At 72.3% G+C, this 17,853-nt stretch carries 18 protein-coding genes, 1 rRNA gene and 1 pseudogene; 16 read left to right on the top strand and 4 right to left on the bottom strand.

Going from position 1 to position 17,853, the window contains the following annotated elements:
* A 5S ribosomal RNA gene (rrf, locus tag ACIRPK_RS31940) occupies positions 1 to 74 on the top strand; the annotation flags it as partial.
* Between the two features lie 94 nt (positions 75 to 168).
* On the opposite strand, the gene ACIRPK_RS31935 is transcribed toward rrf, so the two are convergent.
* From ACIRPK_RS31935 to ACIRPK_RS31920, 4 genes are all read right to left on the bottom strand, one after another.
* Positions 169 to 1,158 (bottom strand): zinc-binding dehydrogenase, encoded by a 990-nt coding sequence (locus ACIRPK_RS31935; RefSeq protein ID WP_403045047.1) that lies wholly within the window; start codon positions 1,156 to 1,158, stop codon positions 169 to 171.
* A gap of 83 nt (positions 1,159 to 1,241) precedes the next feature.
* Positions 1,242 to 1,826 (bottom strand): TetR/AcrR family transcriptional regulator, encoded by a 585-nt coding sequence (locus tag ACIRPK_RS31930; protein WP_403045044.1) that lies wholly within the window; start codon positions 1,824 to 1,826, stop codon positions 1,242 to 1,244.
* Positions 1,827 to 1,911: 85 nt separating this feature from the next.
* The gene (locus ACIRPK_RS31925) at positions 1,912 to 2,874 is read right to left on the bottom strand and encodes an alpha/beta fold hydrolase (RefSeq protein ID WP_403045042.1); all 963 of its coding nucleotides are present in this window, start codon (positions 2,872 to 2,874) and stop codon (positions 1,912 to 1,914) included.
* Positions 2,875 to 2,983: 109 nt separating this feature from the next.
* Positions 2,984 to 4,168 (bottom strand): helix-turn-helix domain-containing protein, encoded by a 1,185-nt coding sequence (locus tag ACIRPK_RS31920; RefSeq protein ID WP_403045040.1) that lies wholly within the window; start codon positions 4,166 to 4,168, stop codon positions 2,984 to 2,986.
* Positions 4,169 to 4,570: 402 nt separating this feature from the next.
* Between ACIRPK_RS31920 and ACIRPK_RS31915 the strand changes: the two genes are divergently transcribed.
* The 15 genes and pseudogenes from ACIRPK_RS31915 (at position 4,571) to ACIRPK_RS31845 (ending at position 17,761) form a co-directional block, all read left to right on the top strand.
* On the top strand, positions 4,571 to 5,200 hold the full coding sequence (locus ACIRPK_RS31915; RefSeq protein WP_403045038.1) for a hypothetical protein: 630 nt from the start codon (positions 4,571 to 4,573) through the stop codon (positions 5,198 to 5,200).
* Positions 5,201 to 5,459: 259 nt separating this feature from the next.
* Complete coding sequence (locus tag ACIRPK_RS31910; protein ID WP_403045035.1) at positions 5,460 to 6,428, top strand: hypothetical protein; 969 nt, start codon at positions 5,460 to 5,462, stop codon at positions 6,426 to 6,428.
* A gap of 40 nt (positions 6,429 to 6,468) precedes the next feature.
* Positions 6,469 to 7,347 (top strand): annotated as a pseudogene (locus ACIRPK_RS31905) (ABC transporter ATP-binding protein); the annotation flags it as partial.
* 8 nt (positions 7,348 to 7,355) lie between these two features.
* A complete protein-coding gene (locus ACIRPK_RS31900; protein ID WP_403045032.1) occupies positions 7,356 to 8,117 on the top strand; it encodes an MlaE family ABC transporter permease in 762 nt (253 codons plus the stop codon).
* Between the two features lie 3 nt (positions 8,118 to 8,120).
* The gene (locus ACIRPK_RS31895; protein ID WP_403045029.1) at positions 8,121 to 8,978 is read left to right on the top strand and encodes an MlaE family ABC transporter permease; all 858 of its coding nucleotides are present in this window, start codon (positions 8,121 to 8,123) and stop codon (positions 8,976 to 8,978) included.
* Positions 8,975 to 10,219, top strand: a complete 1,245-nt coding sequence (locus ACIRPK_RS31890; protein WP_403045027.1) for an MCE family protein — start codon at positions 8,975 to 8,977, stop codon at positions 10,217 to 10,219. The genes ACIRPK_RS31895 and ACIRPK_RS31890 overlap by 4 nt, the downstream gene beginning before the upstream one ends.
* Complete coding sequence (locus tag ACIRPK_RS31885) at positions 10,216 to 11,250, top strand: MCE family protein (protein WP_403045024.1); 1,035 nt, start codon at positions 10,216 to 10,218, stop codon at positions 11,248 to 11,250. Before ACIRPK_RS31890 ends, ACIRPK_RS31885 begins: the two co-directional genes overlap by 4 nt.
* A complete protein-coding gene (locus ACIRPK_RS31880; protein ID WP_403045021.1) occupies positions 11,247 to 12,290 on the top strand; it encodes an MCE family protein in 1,044 nt (347 codons plus the stop codon). The genes ACIRPK_RS31885 and ACIRPK_RS31880 overlap by 4 nt, the downstream gene beginning before the upstream one ends.
* A complete protein-coding gene (locus tag ACIRPK_RS31875) occupies positions 12,287 to 13,279 on the top strand; it encodes an MCE family protein (protein WP_403045018.1) in 993 nt (330 codons plus the stop codon). The genes ACIRPK_RS31880 and ACIRPK_RS31875 overlap by 4 nt, the downstream gene beginning before the upstream one ends.
* A complete protein-coding gene (locus ACIRPK_RS31870; protein ID WP_403045016.1) occupies positions 13,276 to 14,388 on the top strand; it encodes an MCE family protein in 1,113 nt (370 codons plus the stop codon). Before ACIRPK_RS31875 ends, ACIRPK_RS31870 begins: the two co-directional genes overlap by 4 nt.
* Positions 14,388 to 15,539 (top strand): MlaD family protein, encoded by a 1,152-nt coding sequence (locus ACIRPK_RS31865; RefSeq protein WP_403045014.1) that lies wholly within the window; start codon positions 14,388 to 14,390, stop codon positions 15,537 to 15,539. Before ACIRPK_RS31870 ends, ACIRPK_RS31865 begins: the two co-directional genes overlap by 1 nt.
* On the top strand, positions 15,536 to 16,021 hold the full coding sequence (locus tag ACIRPK_RS31860; protein ID WP_403045011.1) for a hypothetical protein: 486 nt from the start codon (positions 15,536 to 15,538) through the stop codon (positions 16,019 to 16,021). Before ACIRPK_RS31865 ends, ACIRPK_RS31860 begins: the two co-directional genes overlap by 4 nt.
* Entirely contained in the window at positions 16,018 to 16,542 is a 525-nt protein-coding gene (locus tag ACIRPK_RS31855) for a hypothetical protein (protein WP_403045008.1), read from the top strand. The genes ACIRPK_RS31860 and ACIRPK_RS31855 overlap by 4 nt, the downstream gene beginning before the upstream one ends.
* An 11-nt stretch (positions 16,543 to 16,553) precedes the next feature.
* Complete coding sequence (locus tag ACIRPK_RS31850; RefSeq protein WP_403045005.1) at positions 16,554 to 17,120, top strand: hypothetical protein; 567 nt, start codon at positions 16,554 to 16,556, stop codon at positions 17,118 to 17,120.
* A gap of 14 nt (positions 17,121 to 17,134) precedes the next feature.
* Positions 17,135 to 17,761 (top strand): hypothetical protein, encoded by a 627-nt coding sequence (locus ACIRPK_RS31845; RefSeq protein ID WP_403045003.1) that lies wholly within the window; start codon positions 17,135 to 17,137, stop codon positions 17,759 to 17,761.
* Positions 17,762 to 17,853 lie beyond the last annotated feature (92 nt).

Genomic DNA, 17,853 nt, shown 5'->3' with positions numbered 1-17,853 from the left:
ACCCGGAAGCTAAGCCTCATAGCGCCGATGGTACTGCAGGGGGGACCCTGTGGGAGAGTAGGACGCCGCCGAACAATCTTTAGTCAGAAAGCCCCGCCGGGTAACCGGCGGGGCTTTCTGCATTTCCGGACCAGGGCACGGTCGGGCACGGTCAAAGGCCCACAGGTGTCAGCGCGACTGATCGACGGTGACGACCATCTTTCCGAGCGCTTCGCCGGCATCCATCGCCCGGTGGGCTTCGACGATCTGGTCGAATCGGTAGACCCGGCTCGGCCGGCCCCGGAGGGTGCCGGCCGCGATCTTGGCGTAGATCTCGTCCAGCGGCACGTCGGTGAGCGGGAAGGCGGGGGTGCCCAGGACGAAGGCGCTGCCGAAGAAGCTGAGCAGGACCCCGCTGGGGAGATCGGTGAGCGGCGCGAAGTCCGGCACCGGTTCGAAGCCGCCCAGGAAGCCGAGCTGGCACACCCGGCCACACGGGCGTACCAGGGCCAGCGAGTCCCGCAGGACGCTGTTCCCGACGATGTCGAACACCGCGTCGACGCTGATCTCACGCTCCCTCACCTGAGAGGCGAGGGCACCGTCGTCGATGAGCACGTCGCTTGCCCCGAGTGCCGTCAGGAGCGGTACGTGCGCCGGGTTCCGGGTCGTGGCGAGGACGGTCGCGCCGTGGTCGACGGCCAGGTCGACGGCGGCCTGGCCGAGCGAGGAGGTGGCTCCCCGTACCAGGACCGTCTCGCCCGGACGCAGGTCCAGGTTGCCGAAGAGGCCGCTCCACGCCGTCGCGTACACCTCGGGCACGGCAGCCAGCTCGGCCCAGTCGAGCGCGGAGCGCACGGCCACCACGTTGGTGGCCGGCACGGTCACCAACTCCGCGTAGCTGCCGTTCCTGGTCCGCCCCATGCCGCCCAGGATCGCCACCACCCTGGTGCCGACCGGGAGTTCACCCGAGGGGTCGGCCTCGACCACCCCGGCGCACTCGATTCCGGGGACGGCGGCGACATTTCCCCAGGCGCCGCTCCGCATGTACGCCTCGGCGTGGTTGAGTCCGAATGCCTTGACCCGGATCAGCACTTCCCCGGCGGCGGGCACCGGGTCGGGCAGTTCGGTACGGGTGAGAACCTCGGGACCGCCGTGGGCGGAGATGACGATGGCCTGCATGGCCCGGCTCCATTCTTGAGTGTCTATTCAAGTATTGCTGCGAAGAACGGGCCACCGCGTGCGGTGGCCCGGTTGGGCTGCCGTCAGACGAGAGCGCCGAAGGCGTTGTCGACGATCGTCCGCAGGAGCGTCTCGTCGGGATTGGCCTTCCCGACCACCATCAGCCCCTGGCAGGTGGCGACCAGCAGCTTGGCGCTGCCGGCGCAGTCCAGTCCGGCGCGTACCTGGCCCCTGCGGGCCGCGTTCTCCAGTGCATGGGTCATGCACCGTTCCAGTCGGGCCAGGTGGCCACGGACGGCGGCGGCCGCCTCGTCGTCCTCGGCGGCGTTCTCGATCGCCGTGTTGACGAGCAGGCAGCCCCGTCGGCCCTCGGGGCTGAGGAGGTCGTGCACCAGCCCGTCGAAGTAGCCGCGGATCTCGGCCACCGAGGCGTCGGAGGCGTCCAGTTCACCCAGCTTCTCGGGGACGACCAGCCGGGAGTAGCGCTCCAGTGACTTCAGGAAGAGCGTGTGCTTGCCGCCCGGGAACGCACTGTAGAGACTGCCGGGTTTGACCCCGGTGGCCTGCACCAGATCCTCGATCGAGGTCGCCCGGTATCCGCGCTCCCAGAACCGCAGCATGGCCACGTTCAGGACGGTGTCAGGCTCGAACTCGCGAGGTCTGGGCATGGGGGAAACATACCTGAGCGACCATTCAAGAACAACCCTGGACCCCGTACGGGCCACCGCTTCGGCCGGACGCCCTGCTGCCGGGCTAGTCGGCGAGGCCGTCCAGGAAGCCGAGCAGGGCCTGGTTGACCTCCTTGGGCTTCTCCTGCTGGGTCCAGTGGCCGCAGTCGGGGAGCCAGAGGGGTTCCGCGAGGTTGGGGGCGAGGTCGTTCAGTGCGGCGAGGCCGGCCCGGGCGCCGTCGTTGGCGACGACGAGGTCGTGTTCGCCGACGATCAGGAGGGCCGGGGGCAGGATCCGGGCGTCGTGCCAGGGGGCGGTGAGGTACCAGTTGTTGTCGAGGTTGCGGTACCAGTTGAGCGGGCGGGTGAAGCCGTTGGTGGCGAACTCGGCGGCGAAGTGGGCGAGGTCGTCCTCGGTGAGCCAGTCGGGAAGATCCGTGGGCAGGGTGAACATGTCGAGGAAGCCGCTGCCCTCGGGGACCAGGGCGACCTGGTCGGCGCTGAGCCGGGGGCGACCGGCCAGCACCGTGCGGAAGGTGGTGTACGGGTCCCGGGCGAGCTCGGCGTCGGCGACGCCGGGCTGCTGGAAGTGGACCATGTAGTAGGTGTGGCCGAGGAGTTGACGGAACAGCTGGAGCAGCGGCATCGGCCCGCGCGGGAACGGCGGGACGGAGAGGCCGACCACGCCGCGGACCAGGTCGGGGCGGAGCAGGGCGGAGGTCCAGGCGACCGGGGCGCCCCAGTCGTGGCCGACCACCACGGCGCGGTCGGCGCCGAGTGCGGGGAGCAGGCCGAGGACGTCGCCGGACAGGTGGAGCAGGGAGTACTGGTCGACCTCGTCCGGTCCGCCGGTCGCGCCGTAGCCGCGCTGGTCGGGGGCGACGGCGTGGTAGCCGGCCTCGGCCAGCGCGACGAGCTGGTGGCGCCAGGAGTACCAGCTCTCCGGGAAGCCGTGCAGCAGCAGGACCAGGGGGCCGCTGCCCGCCTCGGCGATGTGCATCGACAGTCCGCTGGTGGATTCGACCTGGCGGTGCGTGATCGTGGTCATGGGACGGCCCTTCGGTGGCTGGCGCTGCCGGAGTTGTCATGGCCATCCTGCCTCCCGTCCCCGGGAGTTGGGAAGAACGGCTGACGGGGTGTCGACGGACCGGTCGGGCTCAGCGCTCCGGCCTGGCGACCGCGGCCGCCCGTAACGCGATCTCGGTGGCGAACCGGACCTCCGGGTCGGCGAGCCGGTCGCCGAAGGCCCGTTCCAGCACCCGGAGGCGGTAGCGCACGGTCTGCGGGTGGACGCCCAGGTGCTCGGCGAGTTCGGCGGCGGTGGCCCGGGTGGTGAGCCAGGCGCTCAGGGTCTCCAGCAGCCGGGTCCGGCGGGTGGGGGTGAGGCCGGCGAGCGGGGCGAGGTAGCGGCGGGCGATCTGCTGGACCAGGGCCGGGTCGCCGAGCAGGAAGAGCTGGACCAGGTGGTCCTGGCAGTGGCTCAGGGGCGCTTCGGCGAAGACCAGCAACTGCCGTGCCCAGCGCAGTGATTCGGCGGCCTCGGCGAGTGGGGTGGTGAGCCCGACGGCGGCCCGGCAGCCGGCCAGTGCGGCGGCCAGCGCCGGGCGGCGGGTGTCGTCGACCGGGCCCGGCAGCAGCAGGTGGGGTTCGCGGTCGGCCAGGTCGATCAGGATGTCGCGGTCAAGCGCGGCCCGGTGCGGGCGGGAGCCGGGGGCGAGCGCGACCAGGGTGACCTGGTCGGGGAGCGGCCAGGCGGCGTGCTCGGCCAGTTCGGCGAGGGCGCCCCGGGCGACGGCGGTGCCGCCGAGGATCCGGCGGAGCAGGCGGCGGCGCCGGTTGTCGGGCTCCTCGCCGAGCTCGGCCATGGCCTGTAAGTAGCCCTCGCGGGAGAGTTCGGCGATCTCGCCCATGTAGGCGAAGAGCGCGTCGGCGAAGGCCATCAGGACGGCGGCGGAGAGGTTGTGCCGGCGGCCGACGGTGCGGACCCGGCGCAGCGCGACCTGGCAGCCGATCCGGTACGCGTCCTGGAGCATGTCGAGGCTGCGGCCCTCGAACGCCTCGTGCCGGCCGAACCGGCGGCAGATCTCGTCGCGCAGCGAGGTGGTGGCGGTCGGCGCAGCCACCTGGTCGACGAAGGTGGCGACGTTCTGCTCGATGCCGACCCGGATCACCTTGGCGTTCGGACCCTCCAGGAGCTCCCGGTACTCGGGGATGACGCCGACGATCTCGGCGGCCATCTCCTTGAGCAGGCTGGGGAGTTCGGGACGCATCACAGCGGCCAGTTCGCGCGGTATCCGGTCGATCGACGCGGTGAAGCCCGGCGCCTTGCGCGGTGTGGCCATGGATCCCCCTGACGTCCGGCCGTTGGGCCGCACGCATACGACATGTGATGGTTCGCCGAAGATAGAGCACGAGCGGTCGGCAGCGCAGTACTCAGGACACAGAACACTGCTGATCGGCAAGGGAGTTGAGGGGCGGCGGTGAGCGCAGCGCTCACTTCCGGACAAAGTCGGGAAGCGCTTCTGGTGCACCGGGAACAAGAAAATACCCGCTGGTAGCCGGGTTTTCCGGATCTCTGCGAGTGCCGTTGCGTGGCTTGATTACCCGCGCGTAATGTCCCGGTCCAGCGAGGGCAGCCCCACCCACCGCCCCGCTCCCCAACGGTTCCCGAGGTTCGAATCCCTGCTGCTCGCAGCGGAGTTCGGCCTGCCCGGGTGCTGTTACCCCACAGAAAGGACCACCCCGTGCGCAAGCATGTCAAGGGTGCCCTGGTCGCCGCTGCCGGGCTCACCGCGGCCGTCGGCCTGACCTTTGCCCCCACTGCCGCCACCGCCGGTACCACCGCGGTCTGGACGGCCAGCCCCGGTGGCGCCTGGACGGCCAAGGCGACCTCGCCGAAGCTCACCGACACCAAGACCGGCACCAAGCTGACCTGCAGCTCGTCCTCGGCCGCCGGCACCCTGGCGCCCACCAGCAACGGGCTGCCGATCTCCAGCATCACCTCGGTGAGCTGGACCAGCTGTTCCGGTCCGCTGGGCATCACGTTCGCGGTCACCCCGCTGAACCTGCCCTGGGCGCTCAACGCGCTGAGCTACAACTCGGTCACCGGTGTCACCACCGGCACCCTCACCGGCGTCAAGGCCCACATCAGCGGCGCCGGTTGCACCGCCGACTTCGCCGGCCCGACCAGCACCTCGCCCGCCACCCTCACGGGCAGCTACAACAACTCCACCAACACCCTCACCATCAGCGGTGGCGACCTGCACGCGTACGCCGTCTCGGGCAGCTGCCTGGGCCTGCTGAACAACAACGACGCGGCGGTCTACAACGCCGCGTACCTGCTGGCCGCTCCGCAGGTCATCACCTCGCCGTGAGCTGACCCGGCGCGCTCGCGGGCCCCGACCCGGTGGAACGCCGGGCCGGGGTTCCGCGTGCGGAATGTGTGCCGCGTGACGAAGCGGTGCGGCGGACTTGTCATCCGGTGACAGAAAAACCCGGTCCGGACCTCCGCCGCCAACTGTCCGCGTGCGATCACTTGTGACGGCTTGTTACCCGGCCGTAGTGTCCTGCGTCCCGAGCCCCGGTGCACCGGCCGTGGCCGGTGACCCCACCCCTGTTCCGAGGAGTTCAGCCATGAGGGACGCTGTGCGCCGCCGTGCCGTGCGGCCCGCCGCCGTGCTGACGGCCGCGCTGCTGGCCGGTGCGGTGGCCGGGGCCCCGTCCGGCGCGGCGCCCGGCGCGGTGGCCGCGCGGCCGGTGGCGGCCAAGGTGCTGCACTCGGGGGTGAACACCTGCCCCGACCCGCCGATCGGCGACCTGGACCAGGCCCGGCTGCCGCCGGTTCCGCCCGGGGCGACGGTGCTGCCGTTCCCCGACATGGACCCGTTCCCGCCGACTCCGGCCTGCGCCTTCGCGGTCGGCTTCGCCAACGTGCACAAGCTCGGGCAGGCCTCGGTGGTGAACGACCCGGAGCGGGGGCCGGCGCTGGCCGCGCTGAACATGACCCGACGGTTCGTCACGCTCTGGGACCCGGAGCCGGGCCAACAGCCGTACTTCGAGGCGGACTCGCTCGGCTACCTGAAGCTGCCGCCCTCCGACACCACCTTCCTGACCTACGGCTTCATGCCGACCACGGCCAAGATGGAGCTGATCCCGGAGGGGCTGCTGACCATCGTGGCCACCGGGAACTCGGACTGGGAGCAGCCCGCCGAGTTCACCATCGGCGGCTACCAGTCGCTCCGGATCTACGACGTGCGGATCAACGGGACCCCGCTGGACGTCGGCCCGAACTGCCGGACCGTCCGGCCGGTGAACCTGGAGCTGAAGGGCCGGCAGGACGACTACCTGCCGGACGGCGGCGACGGCAAGCCGGACTACACCCTGCAGGGCGGTGGCCCGCTGTCCCAACGCGACCTGACCATTCCGCCGTTCACCGGCTGCGGCACCGGCGGGGAGAACCTGGACCGGCTGTTCACCGCGGCGGTCTCCGGGCCCGGGAACACGCTGAACCTGATCCAGGGGGCGATCTGCACCCCGACCAGCGACCAGCCCAACGGCTGCGAGCCGGAGATCGAACTCCCCGCACTGCCGCAGCGCCGATGACCGGCGGAGCACGACTGAGCCGAGAGAACCGGGAGGTGCCATGGGAATCGAGGTGACCGTGGAGGGGCTGACCAAGTCCTTCGGGCGGCAGACCGTCTGGGAGGACGTCACGCTGACGCTGCCGCCCGGCGAGGTGACGGTGCTGCTCGGGCCGTCCGGCACCGGGAAGACGGTCTTCCTGAAGTCGGTGATCGGGCTGCTCAAGCCGGAGCGCGGCCGGGTGCTGGTGGACGGCGTCGACATGGTGAACAGCCCCGAGCGGGAGATCTACCGGGCCCGTCGGCTGTTCGGCCTGATGTTCCAGGACGGCGCGCTGTTCGGCTCGTTGAACCTCTTCGACAACATCGCCTTCCCGCTCCGGGAGCACACCCGGAAGAAGGAGGACGAGATCCGTCGGATCGTGATGGAGCGGATGGAGATGGTCGGCCTGGTCGGCTCGGAGGCCAAGCTGCCGGGCGAGATCTCCGGCGGGATGCGCAAACGGGCGGGCCTGGCACGCGCGTTGGTGCTGGACCCGCAGATCGTGCTGTGCGACGAGCCGGACTCCGGCCTCGACCCGGTCCGCACCTCCTACCTCTCCCAGCTGCTGATCGACCTGAACGCGCAGATCGACGCCACCATGTTGATCGTCACCCACAACCTGGACATCGCCGCCACCGTGCCGGACAACATCGGCATGCTGTTCCGCCGTGAGCTGGTCGCCTTCGGCTCGCGCGAGGAGCTGCTGCGCAGCGAGCAGCCGGTGGTGCGGCAGTTCCTCAGCGGCCGGCGGGCCGGGCCGATCGGCATGTCGGAGGAGAAGGACCAGGAGGCGCAGGATCTGGAGACCGTACCGGTGGAGGAGTTCCGGCCGCTGCCCGAGCAGTTGCAGCCTTCGCCTGGGCTGCCGCCGCGCCGGGCGTTGCAGCGCCGGCTGGAGGTGGCGCGGTGACCGGCGCGCTGCGGCACACCGGGCAGTTGCTCTCGCTGTCCGCCGGGACGGTCCGGGACACCTTCCGGCGGCCGTTCCAGGTCCGGGAGCTGGTCGAGCAGTTCTGGTTCCTGGCCAGTGTGACGATCCTGCCCGCCGCGCTGGTGTCGATCCCGTTCGGTGCCGTGATCGCACTTCAGGTCGGCTCGCTGGCGCAGCAGTTGGGCGCCCAGTCGTTCACCGGCGGGGCCAGTGTGCTGGCGGTGATCCAGCAGGCCAGCCCGCTGATCGTGGCGCTGCTGATCGCCGGGGCCGGCGGGTCGGCGATCTGTGCCGACCTCGGGTCGCGGAAGATCCGCGAGGAGCTGGACGCGATGGAGGTGATGGGCGTCTCGCCGGTCCAACGGCTGGTGGTGCCCAGGGTGCTGGCCGCGATGGCGGTGGCCGTACTGCTGAACGGGCTGGTCTCGGTGGTCGGCACGCTCGGCGGCTACTTCTTCAACGTGGTGCTCCAGCACGGCACTCCGGGAGCCTACCTGGCCAGCTTCTCGGCGCTGGCCCAGCTGCCCGACCTGTACATCAGCGAGCTGAAGGCGCTGATCTTCGGCTTCATCGCGGGGATCGTGGCCGCCTACCGGGGCCTGAACCCGCGCGGCGGGCCGAAGGGCGTCGGCGACGCGGTCAACCAGGCCGTGGTGATCACCTTCCTGCTGCTGTTCGTGGTCAACGTCGTGCTCACCGCGGTCTACCTGCGGATCGTCCCGCAGAAGGGAGCCTGAGCCATGGCCCTGCTGGACCGCGCCACACCGCCGGGCGGCCCGCCCGAGCCGCCCCGCCGCTCTCCGCTGGCCTGGCTGGAACGCACCGGTGACCACCTGCTGTTCCACCTCGCCGCCCTGCTGTGGATACCGCGCGCGCTGTACCGGTACTTCCGCGAGGTGCAGCGGCTGCTAGCCGAAGTCGCGTTCGGCAGTGGCGGGTTGGGGGTGATCGGCGGCACCGTCGGGGTGATGATCGGGATGACCGCCGCGACCGGCACCGTAGTGGGCCTGCAGGGCCACGCCGCGATGAACCAGCTCGGCACCGCCGCCTTCACCGGCTTCGTCTCCGCCTACTTCAACACCCGGGAGATCGCCCCGCTGGTGGCCGGGCTGGCGCTGTCCGCCACGGTCGGCGCGGGCTTCACCGCCCAGCTCGGCGCGATGCGGATCAACGAGGAGGTGGACGCGCTGGAGGGGATGGGCATCCGCAGCCTGCCCTACCTGGTGACCACCCGGATCATCGCCGGGGTGGTCGCGGTGCTGCCGCTGTACGGCATCGGCCTGCTCTCCTCGTACGCCGCCTCGCGGGCGGTGACCGTGGTGGTCAACGGGCAGTCACCCGGCACCTACGACCACTACTTCGACCTCTTCCTGGCCCCGGCGGACGTGCTGCTGTCCGGCTTCAAGGTGCTGGTCTTCAGCGTGATCGTGATCCTGGCGCACTGCTACTACGGCTTCCACGCCAAGGGCGGCCCGGCCGGGGTGGGCATCGCGGTCGGGCGGTCGGTGCGGAACGCCATCGTGATCATCAGCATCACCGACTTCTTCCTCTCGCTCGCCATCTGGGGAGCCACCACCACGGTGCGGGTGTCCGGATGAGCGCCCGCAGGCAGGGCCGGCTGGTGGCCGGGGTGGTCTTCCTGGTGGTGCCCGCCCTGCTCGCCGGGCTCTGCGTCGCGGTCTACGACCGCACCTTCGCCGACGAGACCACCGTGACCCTGGAGACCACCGCGGCCGGCAACGAGCTGCACGTCAACGCCGACGTGAAGCTGCGCGGCGTGGTGGTCGGCCGGGTCCGCTCGGTCGGTGCCGACGGCGACCGGGCCAGGCTCACCCTGGCGCTGGACCCGGCCCGGCTGACCGGCATCCCGGCCGGGGTGACGGCCCAGCTGCTGCCCACCACGCTGTTCGGCGAACGTTTCGTCGCCCTGGTGCCCCCGGCCGCCGGCTCCGACCGCCCGCTGCGGGCGGGCGCCGTGATCGCCCAGGACCGCTCGCCGGAGGCCGTCGAACTCGAACAGGTCCTCGACCACCTGCTGCCGCTGCTCACCGCCGTCCAGCCGGAGAAGCTCTCCGCCACCCTGAACGCGGTCTCCACCGCGCTGCGCGGACGCGGCACCCAGCTCGGCGCCACCCTGGTCGACCTGGACTCCTACCTGGCCGGGCTGAACCCCGAACTCCCGGCCCTGACCCGGGACATCGGGCAGCTGGTGACGTTCAGCCAGACCTACGGCGACGCCGCCCCCGACCTGCTCCAGGCACTCACCGACCTGACCACCACCACCGGCACGCTGAGCCGGCAGCAGGGCGGCCTGCGCGCGCTGTACGCGGCGGGCAGCACCAGCGCCCGGGACCTGACCGACTTCCTGCAGCGCAACCGGTCCACCCTGATCCGGCTCTCCGCCGACAGCCGGGCCACCCTGGAGCTGCTCGCCGAGTACGCTCCCGCCTTCCCCTGCACGCTGCGTCAGCTGTCCGACTTCGTACCGGTGATGGACAAGGCGCTCGGCAAGGGCACCGACCGGCCCGGCCTGCACGTCACCGTCTCCACCCTGCCGTCGCGCGGCAAGTACCAGCCCGGCAAGGACGCACCCGCGTACACCGCCACCGGCGGACCCAAGTGCTACGACACCCCCTACACCGGACGTGGCAGCACGCCGCCCGCGGCAGCCGCGGGGGAGGGCTTCCCGATGCCCGCCGCCTTCGGCCTGGGCCTGCCCAACTCACCGCAGGAGAACGCGCTGGTGAACGAACTCCTGGCCCCCGGAGGGGACCTGCCGGACTGGACCAGCGTGCTGGCCGGACCGCTGCTGCGCGGAGCCGAGGTGAAGCTCGGATGAGACGCCGCAGTCTGGCCGCGCCGATCACCAAGTCGCTGGCCTTCATCCTGGTCACCGCACTGGCCACCACCGCACTGGCCCTGGGCATCGTGGACACCGGCCTCGGGGACGCCGCCTCCGGCTACCGGGCCCGGTTCACCGACGTGACCGGCCTGAGCGTCGGCGACAGCGTACGGATCGCCGGGGTCCGGGTCGGCGAGGTGGACAGCGTCACGGTGGTGGACCGCCGGTACGCCCAGGTGAGCTTCTCGGTCCGCCGGGGCACCCAGCTGCCCGCCTCGGTCACCGCCTCGGTCAAGTACCTCAACCTGGTCGGCCAGCGCTACCTCGAACTGGAGCGCGGCGCCGGGCCGTTGGCGGACCACCTGAACCCCGGCTCGACCATCCCGCTGGAGCGCACCCGGCCCGCGCTCGACCTGACCCAGCTGTTCAGCGGATTCCAGCCGCTGTTCCAGGGCCTCTCGCCGACCGAGGTGAACAAGCTCGCCGAGGAGATCGTCCAGGTGCTCCAGGGCCAGGGCGGCACGGTGGACGGCCTGCTGCGCAGCGTCGGTTCGCTGACCGGCACGCTGGCGGCCAAGGACGAGGTGATCGGCCGGGTGATCGACAACCTGAACACGGTGGTCGCCACCGTCAACACGCACGAGCAGGGCTTCACCGAACTGGTCGGCACCGTGCAGCAGTTGGTGGCCGGCTTCGCCCGCGACCGGCAGCCGATCGGCGAGGCCGTGCAGGCCCTGGGCGCGCTGACCACCAGCACCGCCGGACTGCTCCGGGACAGCCGCCCGCCGCTCAAGGACACCATCGGCCAACTGGGCCGGCTGTCCACCGGACTGGCCGAGCACAACACCCAGCTGGAGAGCTTCCTGCAGCGCAGCCCCGAGAAGCTGCGCACGCTGGGCCGGCTGGCCGGGTACGGCTCCTGGTTCAACCTCTACCTCTGCCAGGCCGCGGTCACCGGCGTCGGCACCAGCGACGGCAGTCCGCCGCCCACCGGCATCACCGTCACCGAACCGAGGTGCCAGGGATGAACCGGACGCTGCGCCAACCCCTGTTCAAGCCGCTGCGCGAACGCAACCAGGCCGTGGTCGGCGCGGTCGGACTGCTGCTGATCCTGCTGCTGTCCGCCGTCGCCTACCAGGCCGACCGGCTGCCGCTGCTCGGCCAGGGCACCGAGTACACCGCCGAGTTCACCGAGGCGGGCGGGCTGCGCCCGGGCAACGAGGTCCGGGTCGCCGGGGCCAAGGTCGGCAAGGTGACCGGGGTCGGCCTGGCCGGTGCCAAGGTCCGGGTGGCCTTCCGGGTCAAGGACACCTGGCTCGGCGACGCCTCCACCGCCGCGATCGGCATCCGCACCCTGCTGGGGGAGAAGTACCTCGCCCTCGACCCGCTCGGCGCCGCCGAGCAGGACCCGGACCGGACCATCCCGGCCAGTCGGACCACCTCCCCGTACGACGTCACCCAGGCGCTGGACGGGCTCGGCAAGACGCTCGGCGCGATCGACGGCAGCAGGCTCGCGGAGAGCTTCCGGACCATCGCCGACACCTTCAAGGACACCCCCGACTCGGTGCGCAGCGCCGCCGACGGCCTCTCCGCGCTCTCCCGCACGGTGGCCGACCGGGACGCCCAGCTGGCCCGGCTGCTCAGCGGCAGCGCCTGGCTGAGCAAGACGGTGAGCGACCAGAACAGCCGGTTCGCCGCCCTGCTCGACGACGGCGACCAGCTGCTCGCCGAGATCCAGCGCCGCCGCACGGCCGTCCACCAACTGCTCACCGGCACCGGCGAACTGGGCAGCCAGCTGACCGGGCTGGTCCGGGACCAGGAGCGGCAGCTGGCCCCGACGCTGGCCGCACTGGACCGGGTCACCGGCGTGCTGCGGGACAACCAGCAGAGCCTGGACCAGACCCTCGCCCTGCTCGGCCCGTACTACCGGCTGATGGGCAACACGCTCGGCAACGGCCGCTGGTTCGACACCTACCTGTGCGGGGTGGTGCCCCGGTCCTACCTGCCCGACGGGACGTCACCCGCCGCCGGCTGCCTGCCGAACCGGCCGGAAGGAGGCCGGGGATGAAGCGACCCGGCGCCAGGAGCTCCGTCGTGATCGGCACCGGTGCGGCCGTGGCCGCACTGCTGGCCGTCCTGATCGCCGTCCCCGGCCCGGAGGGAAGCCGGGTGACGGTCTACTTCGACCACGCCGTGGGGGTGTACGCGGGTTCCGACCTGCGGGTGCTCGGCGTCAAGGTCGGCACCGTGGACGCCGTTCGCCCCGAGGGCGAACGGGTCCGGGTGCAGCTCACCCTCGACCACGGGGTGAAGGTCCCGGCCGACGCCTCCGCCGTGGTGGTCGCCCCGAGCGTGGTCGCCGACCGGTACGTCCAGCTCACCCCGGCCTGGACCGGCGGCCCGGTGCTGGCCGACCGGGCGGTGATCCCGGTCGACCGGACGGCCGAGCCGGTCGAGATCGACCAGCTCTACCAGAGCCTGACCGACCTCAGCACCGCACTCGGTCCGGACGGCGCCAACTCCGACGGGGCGCTGTCCCGGTTGCTGGAGGTCGGGGCCCGGAACCTGGACGGCAACGGCAAGGCGATCGGCGACAGCATCGAACAGCTCGGCCGGGCAGCCAAGACGCTCTCCGGCCGCAGCGACGACCTGTTCGGCACCCTGACCCAACTGCAGTCCTTCACCAGCATGTTGCAGGAGAACGACCGTCAGGTCCGGTCCGCCACCGACCGGCTGGCAGACGTCAACACCTTCCTGGCCCAGGACAAGGAGGAACTCGGGCTGGCCCTGCAGAACCTCGCGGTCGCGCTCGGCGAGGTGAAGACCTTCGTCGAGCAGAACCGGAGCCGACTGGCTCACAGCATCGACCAGTTGGTGCCGATCACGCAGAGCCTGGTGGACCAGCGGGCCTCGCTGGCCGAGCTGCTCGACACCGCGCCGCTGGCGGCCGGCAACCTGCTGCGCGCCTACGACCCGGCGGCCGGCACGCTGGCCGGCCGGGCCAACCTGACCGAGATCGCCGCCCTGCCGCTACCACTGCCCGGAGTGGGCCGATGAGACGTCAACTCCTGCTGTTCCCGCTGGTGTTCCTGACCGGCTGCGCCGGCTTCGGCGGCGTCCAGGACCTGCCGCTGCCGGGCGGCGCCGACCTCGGCGACCACCCGTACCAGGTCTCGGTCCGGTTCGCCGACGTGCTCAGCCTGGTCCCGCAGTCGGCGGTCAAGGTGAACGGCGTCGCGGTCGGCCGGGTGACCGGGATCGAGCTCTCGCCGGACGACTGGACCGCCGTGGTCACCCTCCGGCTGAACGGCAAGGTCCGGCTGCCCGCGAACAGTTACGCCGAACTCGCGCAGTCCGGCCTGCTCGGCGAGAAGTACGTCCGGCTGACCGCGCCGCCCGCCACCGAGACGGCCCAGGGCAGTCTGGTCGACGGCGCGGTGATCCCCGACAGCAGGACGGGGCGCTCCACCGAGGTGGAGGAGGTGTTCGGCGCGCTGTCGATGCTGCTGAACGGTGGCGGGATCGACCAGCTGCGGAGCATCAACACCGAGCTCGGCAACGCGCTGAGCGGCAATGAGACTCAGCTCCGCTCGGTGCTGGACCGGCTGAACACCTTCACCGGCGAACTCGACTCCCACCGGGCCGAGTTGACTGCCGCGCTGGACGGCGTCGACCGGCTGTCCAGCACCCTGGCCACCCGGGACCAGCAGATCGGCACCGTGCTCACCGGGCTCAGCCCCGGCCTGGCCGTGCTGGAGGAGCAGCGCGGCGACCTGGTCACCCTGCTGCGCTCGCTGGACACCCTCTCGGGGGTCGCCGTGGACACCGTCAACCGCAGCCGGGACGACATGGTGGCCGACCTCAAGGCGATCGCCCCCACCCTGCAACGGCTGGCCGACGCGGGCAAGGCGCTGCCGGACTCGCTCCAGGTGCTGCTCACCTACCCGTTCACCGACGAGGTGCTGCGCGGCGTCAAGGGCGACTACCTGAACGTCTACCTGGACCTGGCCGCCGCCCCGGGCACCCGGATCATCCCCGAGCTCGACCCGAACGACACCGCCGACCCGCCGCCCAAGCCGGACCCGGTGCCGGCACCGGAATCCCTCGCCCGGCAGCTCCCGTTGCCGCTGCCCTCCGTCACCGGACCGTCCGGAAAGGCGCGCTGATGCTCACCCTCGCGGTCCGGTTGAAGAACCTCGGCTTCCTGCTGATCGCCGTCCTGGTGCTCGGCTACATCGCGATCCGGCACGCCGACCTCGGCCGGTACGTCGGGCTGCGCGGCTACTACCAGGTGGACGTCCAACTGGAGCGCACCGGAGGCCTGTTCGAGCACGCCGACGTCACCTACCGGGGCGTCTCGGTCGGCCGGGTCGGCCCGATCCGGCTCACCCCGGACGGGGTGACGGCCGAACTGCGGATCTCCCGGGACGCGCCACCGATCCCGGACCGGCTGAAGGCGGTGGTGGCCAACCTGTCCGCCGTCGGCGAGCAGTACATCGACCTGCGCCCCAGCACCGACCAGGCGCCGTACCTGCGGGACGGCGCTGAGATCGCCCGCGCCGACACCGCCGTCCCGGCGCCGGTCACCGACATGCTCGGCCGGGTGGACGCGCTGGTCGCGTCGGTGCCGCTGAACTCGCTGCGCACCGTGGTGGACGAGTTCGGCATCGCCTTCAACGGCCAGGCGGACAACCTGCAGGCGCTGCTGGACGGCAGCCGGGGATTCCTGACCGCCGCGAGCGGGGCGCTGCCCGCCACCAACCGGTTGATCGTGGACGGCGAGGCGGTGCTGCGGACCCAGAACGAGGAGGCCACGGCGATCCGGGCGTTCGCCACCGGTGCGGCCGAGCTCTCGGCCCAACTCTCGCGCTCCGACGGCGATCTGCGGAAGCTGATCGCCTCCGGGCCCGGGGCAGCCGGTCAGGTCAGCGCCCTGCTGAAGGAGGTCGACCCCGGGCTGAGCGTGCTGCTGGCCAACCTGCTGACCACCGCCGAGCTCGGCGTCACCCGGCAGCACGGCATCGAGGAACTGCTGGTCCGGCTGCCGGCGGCCGCCGCTGCCGGGGCGACCGCGGTGACCGCCGACGGCGCCCGGCTGGGCATGGCCGTGACCTTCTTCTCGCCGCTGCCGTGCACCGACGGCTACCAGGGCACCGTCTACCGCAACGGCCTGGACACCTCGCCCGGGACCTTCAACGCCGACGCGCGCTGCAACGCACCGGCGGGCAGCGGGACTTCGGTCCGCGGCTCGGGCAACGCGCCCAAGGGCGGGGTGCCGACCCCGGTGGCGCCCGCGACGCCCGGGGCCAGGCCGTGACCGCGCCCGGCCGGAACGCCCGGACCAGGAGGGGGCTGGCCTGGGCAGTGGCCCTGGTCGTGCTGGCGCTCGGCGGGCTGAGCCACCGGCAGGCGCGCAGCGACACGGCCGACGACCGGGCCCGGGCCGGCGCGCTGGCGGCCGGGCGGACCGCGGTGACCGTACTGACCAGCGCGGACGCCGCCGACCCGGCGGCCACCCGGGCCCGCTGGCTGTCCGTCACCCACGCACCGCTGCACGACCGGCTCGGCGCCGCCCCGGCGCCGGACCAGACCGTACGCGCCAGCCTGGCCGGAGCGGCGCTGACCGCGCTCGACCCGGCGGCGGGCACGGCCCGGCTGATCGCCGTGGTCCGGCTCGAACGGGTCTCCGCCACCGGCGGGTCGAGCACCGACCGGCGCCGGGTGACGGTGTCGCTGACCCGGACCGGGGACGGCTGGAAGGCCGCCGACCTGGCGACCGTACCGGTGGCGGCGGCGTGAGGCGCCCGCTCGGTCGCTCCGTCGCGGGCGCGCTGCGGTACCTGCGGCGATGCGGTCCGGTACTGGTCCTGCTCGGTGGGCTCGCGCTGTTCGGGACCGGACAGCTGATCCGGAGCGGCGCCGACACCACCGACCGCGCGTTCACCGACCGGGCCGCCACCGGCCGGGTGGCCGAGGAGGTCGGGTCGGCGCTCGGGCGGGCCTTCTCCTACGCGGCCACCGACAGCGAGAGCACCAGGACGGCGGCCCGGGCGGTCTTCGACGGCACGGCGGGGGAGCAGTACCTGGCGCTCACCGAGCGGCTCGGCGGCTGGGTCGGCGAGCAGCAACTCGTCCTGACCAGCCGGGTGGTGAGCGCCGGGGTGGTCCGGCTCGGTGCCGACCGGGCCGAGCTGCTGGTGCTGCTCGACCAGAGCGCCCGGCGGGCGGACGGGCCGCCCACCGCCACCGCCGCCCAACTGCTGGTCAGCGCCCGGCTGGAGGCCGGCCACTGGCTGGTCACCGATCTCAAGTCCCTGTAACGGAGGAGTGGATGACAGTGCGTGCGATTCGCGACCGGCTGCCGGTGCTCGCGGCCGGGCTGCTGCTGGCGGCGACGGTGGCGGCGGGGTGGGGCGGCTGGTCCTGGTACGCGGCCGCGCACGACGGCTCCGCCGACCTGGCCCGGGCCAGGGACCAGGCGCTGGCGGCGGGGGAGCAGGCCGTACAGAACCTGAACACCCTGGACCACGCCGCCCTGGCGCCCGGGCTGGACCTCTGGGAGCAGTCCACCACCGGCGAGCTGCACAGCCAACTGGTCCAGGGGCGCAGCGAGTTCGAGAAGCAGGTGCAGCAGGCCCGGAGCGTCACCACCGCCCACGTGCTGGACGGCGCGGTCACCGAGCTGGACGAGCGGTCCGGTCAGGCCGCCGTGCTGATCGCGATCCGGATCACCGTCCGGACCGGGCAGGAGCAGCCGGTCAGCAAGGACAGCCGGATGCTCGGCCGGCTCACCAGGACGGGCGAGGGCTGGAAACTCAGCGCCCTCGGCCAGGCCCCGATGGGCACCACCGCGTCGGTCGCGCCGACCGCCCCGACCACGCCGTCCGCCGGGCAGTGAGGAGCACCGCCGCCATGTCGACCACCACCACCCGCCACCTGATCAACCGTCAACGCCGCCTGGCCGCCGGCCGCCCGCCCGTCGCCCCGGCTCCGGACCCGGCCCCCGCGAAGCGGTCGCCGCGCCGCCGCCCGCTGCCCGCCGTGCTGCTGGCGCTGGCCGTGCTGCTCGGCGGCTTCGGGATCTGGTCGACGGTGGCCGCCGCCGGCCTGCGGGCCGACGCCGGGCAGCACAACACCGCCCTCACCGACCCGGCCGGTACCAGCGAGGTGAAGGGAAAGATCACCGAGGCGGTGAACGAGCTGTTCTCCTTCACCCACGCCGACCCCGCCCGCACCGACCAGGCCGCCCGGCGACTGCTCACCGGCCGGGCGGTCGAGCAGCACGCCACCCTGCTGGCCCAGGTTCGGGCCCAGGCGGCGGCCAAGAAGCTGGTGCTCACCACCACGGTCACCGATGCGGCGGTGGCCGCCCTGGACGGCGACCGGGCCCGGCTGGTGATCTTCGCCGACCAGCGCAACACCAGCACCGCCGACGGGGCCAAGGACGCCGCCGGCTACTCCGCGGCGATGTTCGCGGTCGATGCCGTGCGCACCGACGGCAGCTGGCGGATCGAGAACATCGACACCTACGGCCGGTGACGGCGGACGGCCGGTCAGCGGCCCCGGGACGGTGTCACGACTCGGTGCACCATCCGCGCCGGATGTATTTGAACCTGTTCAGAATGCTCTAG

Source organism: Kitasatospora sp. NPDC101801 (assembly GCF_044766665.1).
Classification (GTDB): Bacteria; Actinomycetota; Actinomycetes; order Streptomycetales; family Streptomycetaceae; genus Kitasatospora.
Note: the sequence above shows the minus strand (reverse complement) of the source record. Positions and strands in the feature narration are given on the sequence as shown.

Coding starts and splice junctions, on each gene's coding strand:
- ACIRPK_RS31920 (WP_403045040.1), bottom strand. CDS start 4,168: ATGGCCACACCGCGCAAGGCGCCGGGCTTCACCGCGTCGATCGACCGG.
- ACIRPK_RS31890 (WP_403045027.1), top strand. CDS start 8,975: ATGAGCGCCCGCAGGCAGGGCCGGCTGGTGGCCGGGGTGGTCTTCCTG.
- ACIRPK_RS31910 (WP_403045035.1), top strand. CDS start 5,460: ATGAGGGACGCTGTGCGCCGCCGTGCCGTGCGGCCCGCCGCCGTGCTG.
- ACIRPK_RS31875 (WP_403045018.1), top strand. CDS start 12,287: ATGAAGCGACCCGGCGCCAGGAGCTCCGTCGTGATCGGCACCGGTGCG.
- ACIRPK_RS31885 (WP_403045024.1), top strand. CDS start 10,216: ATGAGACGCCGCAGTCTGGCCGCGCCGATCACCAAGTCGCTGGCCTTC.
- ACIRPK_RS31845 (WP_403045003.1), top strand. CDS start 17,135: ATGTCGACCACCACCACCCGCCACCTGATCAACCGTCAACGCCGCCTG.
- ACIRPK_RS31880 (WP_403045021.1), top strand. CDS start 11,247: ATGAACCGGACGCTGCGCCAACCCCTGTTCAAGCCGCTGCGCGAACGC.
- ACIRPK_RS31925 (WP_403045042.1), bottom strand. CDS start 2,874: ATGACCACGATCACGCACCGCCAGGTCGAATCCACCAGCGGACTGTCG.
- ACIRPK_RS31935 (WP_403045047.1), bottom strand. CDS start 1,158: ATGCAGGCCATCGTCATCTCCGCCCACGGCGGTCCCGAGGTTCTCACC.
- ACIRPK_RS31870 (WP_403045016.1), top strand. CDS start 13,276: ATGAGACGTCAACTCCTGCTGTTCCCGCTGGTGTTCCTGACCGGCTGC.
- ACIRPK_RS31895 (WP_403045029.1), top strand. CDS start 8,121: ATGGCCCTGCTGGACCGCGCCACACCGCCGGGCGGCCCGCCCGAGCCG.
- ACIRPK_RS31930 (WP_403045044.1), bottom strand. CDS start 1,826: ATGCCCAGACCTCGCGAGTTCGAGCCTGACACCGTCCTGAACGTGGCC.
- ACIRPK_RS31850 (WP_403045005.1), top strand. CDS start 16,554: ATGACAGTGCGTGCGATTCGCGACCGGCTGCCGGTGCTCGCGGCCGGG.
- ACIRPK_RS31865 (WP_403045014.1), top strand. CDS start 14,388: ATGCTCACCCTCGCGGTCCGGTTGAAGAACCTCGGCTTCCTGCTGATC.